Genomic DNA, 13,910 nt, shown 5'->3' with positions numbered 1-13,910 from the left:
ACGGCGCGCACCGAAGTGCGCGCCGCGGAAAATTTGTGTCGAGGCGCTATCAGCGCGCCGCGGCCACCGCGCGCTGCGCCATCACCTTAACGAGGTTGGCGCGGTACTCGGCAGTGCCGTGGATGTCGGCCAGCAATCCGTTCGCCGAAATGCTGACGCCGTCGATCGCCGCCGGCGACCAGTTTGCCTTCAGCGCGGCCTCAATCGCGGGCACCCGCATCACGCCGCTCTGCGAGGCACCGGTCGCGGCGACGCGGACGTCGCCCGATTTGGTCTGCGCGACGAACACGCCGGTCAACGCAAAGCGTGAGGCCGGATGCCGCATCTTCTCGTAGCCTGCTTTCGCCGGCACCGGGAACGACACGGCGGTGATGATCTCGCCGTCTTCGAGCGCCGTGGTGAACAGGCCCTGGAAGAAGTCCTCGGCCGAGATCGACCGCTTGTTGGTCTTCACGGTGGCACCGAGTGCGAGCAGCGCGGCGGGAAAATCCGCGGCGGGATCGTTGTTGGCGATCGAGCCGCCGATCGTGCCGCGGTAACGCACGGCGGGGTCGCCGAGTACCGAGGTGAGATAGGAGATCGCGGGAATCGCCTTCTTCACATCGGCATTCGTCATGATGTCGTAATAGATCGTGGCGGCCTTGATGGTCAGCGTGTCGCCCGACAATTCGACGCCCTGCAGCTCCTTGATCTTGCCGAGGTCGATGACGTCGGACGGGCTGGCGAGCCGCTGCTTCATGACTGGAAGCAGCGTCTGGCCGCCGGCAAGGAACTTTGAGTCGCTGCCCTTGGCGAACAGGCTGGCGGCCTCGTCGACCGAGGATGCGCGATGATAGGTGGTCTGGTACATCTTCGTTCCTCCTCTTAAGCCGCGTGGATCGTGCGCCACACCCGGTCAGGGGTTGCGGGCATTTCCAGATTGTTCTTGCCGATCGCATCCGTGATCGCGTTGATCACGGCCGCAGAGGCGCCGATCGCGCCGGCCTCACCGCAACCCTTGATGCCCAGGGGATTGCCCGGGCAGAGCGTCGTGGTGTGGGAGAGGTTGAAGGAGGGCACGTCGTCAGCGCGCGGCATGGCGTAGTCCATGAACGAGGCCGTGACCGGCTGGCCGTTGGCATCGTAGATCGCGTGCTCGAGCAGCGCCTGTCCGATGCCTTGAACGAGGCCGCCATGGACCTGGCCCTCGACGATCATCGGGTTGATCAGCCGGCCGAAGTCGTCGGCTGCGACGAAGTCGACGAAGGAGGTCTTGCCGGTGCCGGGATCGACCTCGAGCTCGCAGATATAGGTACCGGCCGGGAAGGTGAAGTTGGTCGGATCGTAGAAGGCGCTCTCCTTCAGACCCGGCTCCATCCCGTCAGGCAGATTGTGCGCGGTGTAAGCCGCGAGCGCGACCATCGGCAGCGCAATCGCCTTGTCGGTGCCGGTGACCTTGAACTCGCCGTTCTCGATGACGATGTCGGCCTCGGAAGCTTCCAGCGCATGGGCCGCAATCTTCTTGGCCTTGGATTCCATCTTCTCCATCGCCTTCAGGATCGCGGTGAGGCCGACGGCCGCCGAGCGCGAGCCGTAGGTGCCCATGCCGAACTGCACCTTGTCGGTGTCGCCATGGACGATCGAGACCTGGCTGATGGGGACGCCGAGGCGCTCCGCGACGAGCTGGCAGAACGTGGTCTCGTGACCCTGGCCGTGGCTGTGCGATCCGGTGAGGATCTCGATGGTGCCGACCGGGTTGACGCGTACCTCGGCCGATTCCCACAGGCCGACGCCGGCGCCCAGGCTTCCGACCGCCTTCGACGGCGCGATGCCGCAGGCCTCGATGTAGCAGGACACGCCGATGCCGCGCAGCTTGCCGTCGGCTTTCGCCTTGGCCTTGCGGGCGGGGAAGCCGGCATAGTCGATCGCCTTCATGGCAGCGTCGAGCGAGGCGTTAAAGTCCCCGGTGTCATAGGCCATGATGACAGGCGTCTGATGCGGGAACTGGGTGATGAAGTTTGTCCGGCGCAGCTGAGCCGGATCGACTTTCAACTGCCGCGCCGCCGTCTCCATCAGCCGCTCGATCAGATAGCTCGCCTCGGGGCGGCCCGCGCCGCGATAGGCGTCGACCGGCGTGGTGTTGGTGTAGACCCCGACCACCTCGGCATGGATCGCCGGGATGTTGTACTGGCCCGACAGCAGCGTCGCGTAGAGATAGGTCGGCACCGACGACGAGAACAGCGACATGTAGGCGCCGAAATTGGCGTAAGTCTTCACCTTGAGGCCGGTGATCTTGTTATTGGCGTCGAACGCCAACTCGGCATGGGTCACATGGTCACGGCCATGCGCGTCGGTGAGGAAGGCCTCGGTGCGGTCGCCGGTCCATTTCACGGGACGGCCGATCTTCTTGGAGGCCCACAGCGCCACCATCTCTTCGGGATAGATGAAGATCTTGGAGCCGAAGCCGCCGCCGACGTCGGGCGCGATCACGCGCAGCTTGTGCTCGGGGGCGATGTTGTAGAACGCCGAGAGCACGAGGCGGGCGACATGCGGGTTCTGCGAGGTCGTATAGAGCGTGAAATGCTCTTCGGCCGCGTCGTAATCGGCAATCGCCGCGCGCGGCTCCATCGCATTCGGGGCGAGGCGGTTGTTGGTGACGTCGAGCTTGACCACATTGGCGGCCTTGGCGAAGGCTGCATCGGTGGCGCCCTCGTCGCCGATCACCCAGTCATAAACCTGGTTGCCGGGAGCTTCGGGGTGAAGCTGCGGGGCGCCGGCCTTGATGGCTGCATGCATGTCGGCGACCGCGGGAAGCTCCTCGTAATCGACGACGACGGCTTCCGCCGCATCGCGCGCCAAATTCTTGCTGTCGGCGATCACGACCGCGACGGCCTGACCGACGAAGCGCACCGTCTCCGGTGCCATCGCCGGCCATGCGCCCATCTTCATCGGGCTGCCGTCTTTGGAGGTGATGGCCCAGCCGCAAATGAGGTTGCCGACCTTGTCGTCGACGATCTGCTGGCCCGTGAGCACCGCGACCACGCCCGGCATCTTCAGCGCGGCGGAGGAATCGATCCCCTTCACCTTGGCGTGTGCGTGCGGGCTGCGGATGAAATGGGCATGGGTCATGCCCAGCAATTTGATGTCGTCCACGTACCGGCCCTTGCCGGTAATGAAACGCTTGTCTTCTTTGCGCACGACTCGCGCGCCGATGCCTTCAACACCCATGTCTGGTCCTCCCGACCGGAAATTTTATGGCTGCGCCTTCCTTCGAGAGCGGCAGCGGTGATTTTGTTCGTTCGAGGCGTGCCGCTCTACTCGGCCGCCTGCGAGACCTTCATGCGTCCGGCTGCATCCAGCACGGCTTTGACGATGTTGTGGTAGCCGGTGCAGCGGCAGATATTGCCTTCGAGCTCGGTGCGGACGGTGGCTTCGTCGAGCTCGCCACCATGGCGGTGCACGATGTCGATCGCCGACATGATCATGCCCGGCGTGCAATAGCCGCATTGCAGGCCGTGATTGTCGCGGAAAGCGGCCTGCATCGGGTGCAGCTCGTCGCCCTTGGCGATGCCTTCGATGGTGGTGATGCTGGCGCCGTCGGCCTGGCCCGCCAGCATGGTGCAGGATTTCACCGCTCGGCCGTCCATGTGCACGACACAGGCGCCGCACTGGCTGGTGTCGCAGCCGACATGGGTCCCCGTGAGATTGAGGTGATCGCGCAGCAGTTGGACCAGCAGCGTGCGGTCCTCGACGTCGACAGCAACGGCCTTGCCGTTCACTGTCAGTTTGACTGTAGACACGGTGTCGTCCTCCCAGAATGTTTGTAGTTATTCCAATTAGAAACAGCGCGATGAAACTTTGCAACTGGGATTTTGGTTCGCCGGGCGTCACGAAACGGTCGTCGAGGCGCCGCGATCAGACAGCAGCGATCCGTGCCGCAGCCAGTGCATGGCGCGACCTGTCCGAAACCTGCGGGCAGATGGTCTCTCGTCTTCCGCGGCGTCCTCCTCTGCCATCGCGCGAAGGCTGCTCGCCCGCGGATGTCGGTCCAGCGCCGCCGATTGTCTCTCCCTTGGGACTCCTGTCGTCGTTCCGCAAATAGGAGCACGGCCGAGCAACTTTGTAATCGCGATCTTGGTAGTAGGATTTTGCGCGATAAGCCATTGATATTATTGAAGCGCTCATCGATTCATGAGGGCCGGCCAGACCCGGCGGGGCCTGCCGAGAGGCGGACTGCCCAAGTCCGCCTCTACTCCCTGGCGATCAGTGGATGCGAAGAGCCAACCGAACTCTCGAGATGGCTTCGCGAACCGAGTGCCACCGTCGTGCTGAAGGCCTGCCGCTCACAGCGAGCGACAACCACACGGCGACATTGACGGATATCGTAACGCCCAGCGGTCATCCGCCGCGGTTGAACCGCCGTCGTGATTTGCGGTCGTGGCTGATGCCTTTCGACGGAACGCGCGGATGGCTACACGATGTTGCCGCAATCCGATCGGCGGTTTCGAACTGCCAACGAGCGACAAGAAGCGAGTGCCGACAACGAGATGAGTGGCCAAGCCTGACAGTGATTTGCACTACTACCTTCCGCCTATACTAAGCGCGAAAAGGCGATGCTGTAATTTCCGTGATGGTTCGCAGGTGAACTGCGTATCGAAATGCGCAAAGCGCATCGGCGCCCAACGTGGCGCGCAAAGCAACATCACGGAGGGAATAATGACCTTTGGAACGAGGGGCTTCTTGGCCGGCATTTCGATGATCGCGATGCTGGGCGCCGGCACGGTAGGCGTTCGCGCCAACGATTCACTGCTCAAAGCGCAATCCGATTCCAATCAATGGGCGGTCGCGGGCCACGACTACGCCAACACGCGATTCAGCCCGCTCAACCAGATCAACGCCGAGAACGCCGGCAAGCTGTCGCTTGCCTATTCGTTCTCGCTTGCATCGCTGCGCTCGAACGAATCCTCGCCGATCGTCATCGGCAACACGTTGTACGTATCGACCTCATGGGGGCCGAAATACGTCTATGCGCTCGACGCTGCGACCGGCGCGCGCAAGTGGACCTACGAGCCGGAGATTCCGGACGACGTGCTGCAATACGCCTGCTGCGACGTGAACAATCGCGGCGTCTCCTATGCCGACGGCAAGATCTTCGTCGGCCGGCTCGACGGCAAGCTGACCGCGCTCGACGCTGCGACGGGCAAGGCGCTGTGGACGGCGAAGGTGGTCGATTACAAGCAGGGCTCGGTCATCACTTCACCGCCGCTGGTCGTGCGCGACAAGGTCATCACCGGCTTCGGCGGTGGTGAGTACGGCGTGCGCGGCGCGCTTCAGGCCTTCGACATCAACACCGGCAAGCTCGCTTGGCAGACCTATACCGTTCCCACGCCGGAGGAGCCCGGCGGCGATACCTGGAAGGGTGATTCCGCGCAGCATGGCGGCGGCGCGGCCTGGCTGGTCGGCTCTTACGATCCCAAGACCGATACCGTGTATTGGGGCACCAGCAATCCCGGGCCGTGGAACACTGCCGTGCGCTCGACCGGCAACGGCGATTTCGGCAAGCTGACCAACCTCTACACGGCCTCGACGCTCGCGCTCGACCCCAACACCGGCAAGATCAAGTGGCATATCCAGACCACACCCGCCGACGCCTGGGACTATGACGGCGTGAACGAGGCCGTGCTCGCCGACCTCAACATCGGCGGCAGCAACGTTCCGGCGCTGATGAAGGCCGATCGCAACGGGTTCTTCTTCGTCGCCAACCGCGAGACCGGCAAGGTTCTTTCGGCGGAGAAGTATGTCTTCTCGAACTGGGCGCAGAAATTCGATCTCGCCACCATGCGCGCGGTCGAGGATCCCGACAAGCGTCCGGGCCCCGGTCATCCCGCCAAGGACATCTGCCCCAATTTGATCGGCGGCAAGAACTGGCAGCCGATGTCGTTCAACCCGCAGACCGGCCTCGTCTACATTCCCTCCAACAATGTCTGCATGGATTGGTCGGTCAGTGACGTCGCCTACAAGCGCGGCGTGTTCTATCTCGGCGCCGAATTTCCGACCAAGGAAGGCCCCGGCGGCTTCCTCGGCGAACTCGTGGCCTGGGATCCCGTCAATCAGAAGAAAGTCTGGTCCATCAAGGAAGACCTGCCTTTCAATGGCGGTACGCTGACCACTGGTGGGGGCCTGGTGTTCGCCGGCAACATCCATGGCGACTTCCGCGCCATCGATGCGAAATCCGGCAAAATGCTCTGGAGCAAGAATCTCGGCTCCGGCATCGGTGCGGGTCCTGTGACCTACATGGTCGACGGCAAGCAATACGTCGCCATCGTCGTCGGCCGTACGGCAGCGCTGCCCGCGTTCCTGGGCGAGGTTGGCAAGAAGATGACGGCTGCAGCTCCCGAGGGCGGCTCGCTCTTCGTGTTCTCCGTCCAGTGACCACTGGCGCGTGTATCCCGAGGTGACGGGATACACGCGCTCTTTTCCCAAAGTGTGATCGCGTCGTTGCGGCCGAGGCCAGGCCTTGTCGCAACGTCACGCCAAAGATGCCCAACCACGGGAGGTGAAGATGCGTCCAATTCGTTCTGGCCTTGGCAATAGCAGATGTCGCGCCATCGCAGCTTTACTTGCATGCATTGCCGGCTCCGCGCTCATCGTGCCGGCCGCCATAGGCCGAGCGGACGAAGTGCAGCCGTTCCGGCTCTGTGCCGATCCGACCAATCTTCCGTTCTCGAGCAACAGCCCCTCGCAACCCGGCTTCTATGTCGAGATCGGGCAGGCGCTGGCGCGGGCACTCGGCCGGCCGATCGCCTACGATTGGTACAAGTCGTATTTCGGCAAGCGCACCGTCCGCGTCACTCTGCTCGGCAAGCAGTGCGACGCCATGATCGGCCTGCCGCGCTCCGAGGATTTCATGGGGCCAGCCGTCATCTTCTCGAGCACGGTTGCGCGTGAAGGTTACGCCCTCGTGACCGCAAAGGACCGGACGATCTCAGGGGTCGACGATCTCCGGGGCAAGCGGGTCGCCGTGCAGTTCGCCAGCACACCGCAAAACCTCCTGGCGACGCGTGACGAGATCCAGAAGGTGACGGTGCTGTCGTCCGAGGAAGGCATGCAGGCGCTCGATCGGGGCAAGGCCGACGTCGCCTTTATCTGGGGGCCCGTGGCCGGCTGGCTGAACAAGACCGTCTACCAGGATCGCTATCGCGTTCAGCTCACCGAAGGCGAAGGTTTGTCGTGGGACGCGGCGATCGGCTTCGCGAAGGCCTCGACAGAGCTGCGCGACCAGATCGATGCGGTCTTGCCAGACCTCGAGCGGACCATCGCCGACCTCAAGGTGAAGTATGGCCTGCCGACCGGTCAGCCCCTCCGCCTCAGCGCCGTGCAGACGCCGGCGGGAACCACGACCGGAGCCGGGACCGGCGTGGCGCACGTGGCCAACGTCGTCGCGACCGAGACCAAGGGCGACGCGCTGGCGTCAAATGCCGAAGCTGTCGGTCAGGGCAAGGAGATCTTCAACGGCACCTGTGCGCATTGCCATGGTCCCGACGCGATCCAGAGCGAGCGGAAGATCGATCTGAGGCTGCTGCGCCACCGCTACGGCGACGAGATGCGAGAGAAATTCTTGACCACGGTGCATGAGGGGCGTCCGGCCAAGGGCATGCCGTCCTGGAAAGAGGTCTTCACCGACGGCCAGTTCGACAGCATCTACGCCTTTCTGCTGACGGTTCAGACCGAATCGAACGACTGAATGGACTTGACCGGACGGCATCGCGGAGATGTTCTAGGGTCCGTTTCGCATCCATCGGCACCAACGTCCGATGGATGCGCCCGCGCGATGGACCCCGGGGAAGGTGCCATGACCAGCTTCCTGATCATCGATGATCATCCGCTGTTTCGCGAGGCGCTCGGCAATGCCGTGCGGTTGGCGCTGCCGGAGGCCCGCATTCTGGAGGCGATGTCGATCGAGGACGCCTTGCGGGTTCTTTCGGTCGAGCGGGGGATCGACCTTGCGCTGCTCGATCTCTCGCTTCCCGACGCAACCGGTTTCTCCGGTTTTCTCAGGCTGCGCGAGACCTATCCGCGCCTGCCGGTTGCCATCGTCTCGAGCGAGGAGGATCAGCATGTGGTCCGCGAGGCGCTGGCGCTGGGTGCTGCCGGCTATCTGCCAAAATCCACGTCCAAGCGGGAGCTCGCGCAATCGATCGAAGGCGTCCTCGGCGGATCGGTGTCCGTGCCGAAGGATTTCGTGGCGCAGCCGCAGCGGAAGCGCGCCGACAGCAGTAAGGCACTGAGGGTCAAGCTTCGTGAACTGACGCCGCAGCAGCTTCGGGTGCTCGATCTGCTTCGCCGCGGCTATCCGAACCGGCAGATCGCGCAGGAGCTTCAACTCGCCGAATCGACCGTGAAGGCGCACATCACCGAGATCCTGCGCAAGCTCGGACTGTTCAGCCGCAACAAGGCGATCGTCGAGATCGGCAAGGTCGACTTGCCGGATCCGCGGCAGCGGCCCCATGCGAGGATCGATCGCGGGAGGCCACAATGAGCTGCTGGCCCGACTTGATCTGGATCAAGCAGGATTGCTCCGGCAACGGCATGCTCGCCGCTCGGATCGCTGACTTCGGTGACGAGCTGGGAACGGCCCAAATCTGATGCGGTTTCTGATTGTCGAGGATCATCCGCTGTTTCGCGAGGCGCTCGAGGGGGCGCTGCAAATGGCGACGCCGGATGCCGATATGCTTCAGGCCACCTCGATCGACGGTGCGCTCGAGTTATTGGCGTCGAGATCCGATGTCGACCTCATTCTTCTCGACCTGTCGATACCCGGGACGACCGGATTGTCCGGTATCATCCGCATCCGCAAGGCGTTTCCGCGCATTCCCGTCGTCATCGTGTCGGGGCACCAGGACGCGCAGATCATCTCGGGCGCATTGTCGCTCGGCGTATCCGGCTACATCCTGAAATCCTCGTCCAAGCAGGAGCTGGCGCATTCGATCAGCGAAGTCGTCCGCGGCGCGGTATGTCTGCCGGCCGCCTTTCGCGCGCTGGCCCGCCCGCAGCGTTCGCCGATCGCGGCCCAGGAGCTCCTGAAGCGCCTTCACGATCTGACACCCCAGCAATTGCGCGTCCTCGAAATGCTAAAACGCGGCTTGCAGAACAAGCAGATCGCCTTCGAGCTGAAGATCTCCGAGACCACCGTGAAGGTTCACGTCTCGGATATCCTGCGCAAGCTGAACGTGCTGAGCCGCACCAAGGCGATCGTCGAAATGTCGAAGATCGATTTCGCGACGCTGGCGGGCTCGGGAGCGGCCGCGAAGCGCGACCGCGCCCGGACCGATCCGCAGGCATGATGCAGCCCTCTTTCGCCGTCGATGCGGCGCGAGGGGATGAACTAGCTCAGCAGGAACGACAACAGCGCGCGCATTTCCGCCGGCCTGATCGGCTTCTTCAGCACCTCCAGCCCATAGCGGCTGGCTTCCGCCGCAGCCTTTTCGGAATAATCCGCGGTGATGATCATCGCCGGCACGTCCGAGTTCAACTGGCGCCGGATTCCGTCGACGGCCGACAATCCGCTTTCGCCGTGATCGAGATGGAGATCGGCGATGATGGCGTCCGGCGAGCCGCCTAGCTCACTCAAACGCTGGGCGGCGTCCGCGGCGGATCTCGTGGTCGCGACATCGCAGCCCCATCCCTCCAGCAAGGCGGCCAGCGCCTCCGCGCCCGAGGCGTCGTTCTCGATCAGCAGGATCTTGGCCCCTCCCAGAGCGCCATAGTGCAGATCGGCGGGCTTCATTTCCTGGAGATCGTCGCTGACATCAGCGCGATCGGCCTGCTCCATGTCGAGTACGAAGGTCGATCCTCGGCCGAGATGCGAGGACAGCCGCACCTCGTGCCCGAGCGCCGTCGCGAAGCGGCGCACGATCGAAAGACCGAGACCGAAGCCGGCCTGGTCGGTCGCGCTCGCGTCGCCGCGCTGGAACTCCCGGAAGATCGCCTCCTGCTGCGCCTGCGCAATTCCGGGTCCGGTATCGGAGATCTGGATCGCGATGCGATCGCCACGACGTCTGCATCCCATGATGACGCCGCCGCTGCGAGTATAGCGGATCGCGTTCGCAAGCAGGTTTTGCAGGATCCTCCGGAGCATCATCGGGTCGGACAGGACCGCGAGCGGCGAGGTGCGGACGCGTAAGGACAGTCCCTGCCTCCAGGCGATAGGCTCGAACTCGTCGCGGAGCTGGTCGAGCAGCGGCCCAAGCGCAGTCGGCCGCACGTCGGGCCGGAGCGCGCCCGCATCGAGCTTCGCGATCTCCAGAAGCGAGCGCAGCAGGTCTTCCAGCGTGACCAGGGACCGGTCGACCTGGTCGATGAGCAGGCCCGCTTCCTGCGACTCCATCATCTCGGTGAGTGCCGACAGGGTCAGGCGCGCCGCGTTCAGCGGCTGGAGGAGATCGTGGGTGACCGAGATCAGCACGGACGATTTCAGCGAGCTTGCAGCTTCCGCCTGCTGCTTGGCGCGGTACAGGCCTTCATTGGCCCGTTCGACCGAACGCAGAGCATCCCGCAACTGATGCGTCCGGTCGCGAATCTGATGGTCGAGCGCAATTGCGGTTTCGAACAGCGAGAACGCATTGAGCTGCTGATCCATCGACCGCTCGACGCGGGACATCAGCGCCGCATTGATCTTCTTCAGCTTGACGGACTCCCGCCGAAGCTGCTCGATCGTTTCGGCATCCTGCCAGGTCTCTGCCACGTCGGCTCCGTTACGTCGGCCGCCTGCCGATGGCGACGCCGGTGAAGGTCTGGTTCACGTGCATCGAGCCGAACTGTTCGCCGTAGGTATGGAATCCGACGACGCGGTTCTGCCGGTACAGCTCGGACATTTCGCGGGAAAGCTGATGCTGCTCGGCATCCAGCCGGCGTAGCAGGCATTCGAAGCCAATATAGAGAGAGACGTCACCGATCTGGTCACGGGTCTCCGCGAAGGCGTCGCGAGTGGCTCCGACCAGGCTGCACGAAGTTGCCGTCGTCAGAACCATGCCCTCATCGATCGCGCAGAAGAAGCGCAGCGAGCCGTCGGGATCGACGCGCTGGATCGACCGCGCATAATAGGAGCCGCCGACCCGGACCAGCACCGGATGAGATGCGAAGGAGAACGGGTCGAGCTTGGCGTCGATGATTCCGACTGCACGGGAATATTCCGCGGCGGCAGGCTCGGCGTTCAATTCCTTGACGACGCGCTGCTCGATATCGGCCTCGGTGACCACCAACTTCTGTGCGGTCGGCTCGAAATTGTCGCATTTGAACACGCGGAACGGCAGCGACGTGTTGAGGAGAATGAGGAGAGCCGCGTCGGTGTGGGCCTTGCCGTCGAAGAACACCCAGGTCCTTTCGAAGCGCAGGCCGTCGCCGGCCGACCCGCCGACGATCGGGATATTGTCGAGCGAGGCATAGAGGGCGGACATCACAGCTTCTTCGCGGCGGCACATGCCGTCGATCAGCACCAGGCCGAACGGGTTGCGGCCGCCGACCTCCGAGGTCGTCCGCAACAGCTCGTGGCGAAGCTCGCTGCCGATCCGGCGGCCGTCCTCGACGTGGAAATTGGCGAGATTCAGGATCGGCCGGACCACGGCGTTGAAGTCGGCCTGGCTGAACGTCATCGCGACAACGCTGTTCTCGTCCCAGCCGTCCGGCGCCAGCTCGCCTGCCGTCGTGCAACCGCAGACCGGCGTGTCCGCAAAGTGTGTCGTGATCTCGGCGATGAACCGATGAGGATCGTAGCGGGGAGAGAGGAAGACCAGGACTAGGGCCAGCTCGTCCGACGGAAGCTGGGCGACCAGCTCGGCAACGGCCTCGTCGACGGTCGGAGCTTTCGATTTCGCGACCGCAACGCCGGACGAACCGCCAAACCGAAGATCGGCCTGCCCCACTTCGTTTCTCTCCTCAAGGACCGGCTTGGTCTGTCGCCAAGATCTGCCGCCAAGTGCCGAAAACAGTAGGGCTTTTTCATTCTAGCCGCAACAAGTCGCGCGGTGTCCGGTCCGGACTGGAAGTTGCCGGTCTGGCTCGCGCAGCCCGGGATTGCGGGCCGGAGGAATTTACCGCCCCTTGACGATTCTGCCTTAGTTTTGCGCATGCGGTCGGGGAGGCGGGGCGCCTTCGGATCTCGGCTGTTTGGAATAAATAATGGGGGTGGGAATGTCCGGGCGTATCGCGTCGCCGTCAAAGCGCACAATATTTCCCACCCTGAGGTTCCGCGCCAAGATCATCCTGGGTTTCGCGGTCGTGCTGGCGATCTCCGCCGGCAGCATGGCCTTCTCCTATTTCGGCTTCGAGCGAGTCTCGGCCGGGGTCGGGTCCTACCGCAGCAGCGTGTCGGAGGCGGACCTCGCCCGCAACATCGACCGCGAGCTGCTCGGCTACCGTTCGGCCGTCAAATATTTCGTCGTGACCGGCAAGGAAGATGACGCCAAGGCGGCGCTCGAGGCCGAGGCCAGCCTGAAGAATGCCATCGACCAGGCCGTCAAGAGCGCCAAGACCGCAGCGCGGAAGGACAGTCTCGACAAGCTCGCCAAGGAGTTCGCGAATTTCTCCGCAACCTTCGGCAAGGTTCTGCAGGCCAAGCGTGACAGCACGTTGCTGGTGCAGAACCAATTGCAGCGCCAAGCCAATCTCCTGAAGTACAAGCTCGACGACGTCGGCAACAACGCGTCCGATTCCGAGGCGCAGGCGATCGAGTTCGGCACCAAGCAGGTCAACGCCCAGTTCCAAACCGCGAGTGCTGCAGCCACCAATTTCGTGCTGACGTCCGATCAGGCAATCGCGACCAGCGCGTTGGCGCGGCTGAAATTCGTCGAGAACTCGCTCGGCGCGGTCTATTCCATGGACGATAAGATCGTCGCCGGCCTGAAGGAGGCCAAGACCATCCTCGGCGCCTATCGCGAGGCGCTGGAGAAGCTGATCGCCAACGCCAAGTTGGTCGACGGGCTCGTCACCGACATGAGCGGCTCGGCCAGTGCGATCCTGCAAGGCGCGACCGCCATGAAGGCGGACCTCGTCGCCGAACAGCAGCGGCTGGACACGGAGTCGGAAGCGACCATCGGGCAGACCGAGCAACTGGTGCTGATGCTCGCCATCGGCGGTACGCTGCTTGGTGCGTTCCTCGCCTTCCTGCTCGGCACCGGCATCTCGCGTCCGATGATCGCGATGTGCAAGGCGATGCGTGAGCTCGCCTCGGGCAATTTCGACGTGGTGCTGCCCGGTCTCGGCCGCAAGGATGAGATCGGCGAGATGGCCGGTGCGGTCGAGGAGTTCAAGGTTCAAGCCGTGGCCAAAGCCGAGCGCGATGCTGCCGCCAGCGAAGCCCAGAACAGGGAGACGAGCGCTGCCCGCCGCTCCGAGCTGATCCGCTTCGCCGATGATTTCGAAAGTGCGGTCGGCGCCATCGTCTCCAACGTTTCGGCCTCGGCCGTGCAGCTGGAATCGGCCGCGTCCACGCTGACCCGCACTGCCGAGACCACCCAGAGCCTGTCGAGCCAGGTCGCAGGCGTCTCCGAGCAGGCGTCCTCCAACATGCAGTCGGTCGCCACCGCGACGGAAGAGCTCTCCGCCTCGGTCGAGGAGATCGGCCGTCAGGTCCGCGACTCCAGCCGGATTGCGGAAGCTGCCGTGGTCCAGGCCAAGGAGACTGATGGCCGCATCGGCAAGCTGTCGCATGCCGCCCAGCAGATCGGCGAAGTCGTGAAACTGATCACGGCGATTGCCGAGCAGACCAATCTTCTCGCGCTCAATGCCACCATCGAGGCGGCGCGCGCGGGCGAAGCCGGGCGTGGCTTCGCCGTGGTTGCCAGCGAAGTGAAGTCACTGGCGAGCCAGACCGCGAAGGCGACGGACGAGATTTCCTCGCATATCACGGGCATGCAGGGGGCCACCGCCGAATC

10 protein-coding genes are annotated in these 13,910 nt (G+C 63.8%); 5 read left to right on the top strand and 5 right to left on the bottom strand.

What is annotated here, in order from left to right; genetic code table 11:
* Positions 1-49 precede the first annotated feature (49 nt).
* The 3 genes from RAD04_RS36865 to RAD04_RS36855 form a co-directional block, all read right to left on the bottom strand.
* On the bottom strand, positions 50-850 hold the full coding sequence (locus RAD04_RS36865; RefSeq protein WP_461627701.1) for an FAD binding domain-containing protein: 801 nt from the start codon (positions 848-850) through the stop codon (positions 50-52).
* A gap of 14 nt (positions 851-864) precedes the next feature.
* Positions 865-3,207: a xanthine dehydrogenase family protein molybdopterin-binding subunit gene (locus tag RAD04_RS36860; protein WP_461627700.1), complete on the bottom strand. Its 2,343-nt coding sequence runs from the start codon at positions 3,205-3,207 to the stop codon at positions 865-867.
* An 86-nt stretch (positions 3,208-3,293) separates the two neighbouring features.
* Positions 3,294-3,779, bottom strand: coding sequence for a (2Fe-2S)-binding protein (locus RAD04_RS36855; RefSeq protein WP_461627699.1), 486 nt, complete (start codon positions 3,777-3,779; stop codon positions 3,294-3,296).
* A 916-nt stretch (positions 3,780-4,695) separates the two neighbouring features.
* Between RAD04_RS36855 and RAD04_RS36850 the strand changes: the two genes are divergently transcribed.
* The 4 genes from RAD04_RS36850 to RAD04_RS36835 all read left to right on the top strand — a co-directional run bounded on the left by RAD04_RS36850 (position 4,696) and on the right by RAD04_RS36835 (position 9,323).
* Positions 4,696-6,411, top strand: coding sequence for a PQQ-dependent methanol/ethanol family dehydrogenase (locus RAD04_RS36850; protein ID WP_063707628.1), 1,716 nt, complete (start codon positions 4,696-4,698; stop codon positions 6,409-6,411).
* A gap of 130 nt (positions 6,412-6,541) precedes the next feature.
* Entirely contained in the window at positions 6,542-7,723 is a 1,182-nt protein-coding gene (locus RAD04_RS36845; protein ID WP_461627698.1) for a c-type cytochrome, read from the top strand.
* A 108-nt stretch (positions 7,724-7,831) separates the two neighbouring features.
* Complete coding sequence (locus RAD04_RS36840) at positions 7,832-8,518, top strand: response regulator (protein ID WP_091966513.1); 687 nt, start codon at positions 7,832-7,834, stop codon at positions 8,516-8,518.
* A gap of 106 nt (positions 8,519-8,624) precedes the next feature.
* Positions 8,625-9,323: a response regulator gene (locus RAD04_RS36835; RefSeq protein WP_461627697.1), complete on the top strand. Its 699-nt coding sequence runs from the start codon at positions 8,625-8,627 to the stop codon at positions 9,321-9,323.
* A 41-nt stretch (positions 9,324-9,364) separates the two neighbouring features.
* Here the strand turns inward: RAD04_RS36835 and RAD04_RS36830 are convergent, their stop codons facing one another.
* Positions 9,365-10,723, bottom strand: a complete 1,359-nt coding sequence (locus RAD04_RS36830) for a hybrid sensor histidine kinase/response regulator (protein ID WP_461627696.1) — start codon at positions 10,721-10,723, stop codon at positions 9,365-9,367.
* 10 nt (positions 10,724-10,733) lie between these two features.
* The gene (locus RAD04_RS36825; RefSeq protein ID WP_461621465.1) at positions 10,734-11,900 is read right to left on the bottom strand and encodes an FIST N-terminal domain-containing protein; all 1,167 of its coding nucleotides are present in this window, start codon (positions 11,898-11,900) and stop codon (positions 10,734-10,736) included.
* Positions 11,901-12,168: 268 nt separating this feature from the next.
* On the opposite strand from RAD04_RS36825, the gene RAD04_RS36820 reads away from it, so the two are divergent.
* Positions 12,169-13,910: methyl-accepting chemotaxis protein (locus RAD04_RS36820; protein WP_461627695.1), on the top strand; the 1,742-nt coding region annotated here is incomplete at its 3' end.

The organism is Bradyrhizobium sp. 25ACV (assembly GCF_054863005.1).
This window is presented reverse-complemented; position numbering and strand designations above follow the sequence as displayed.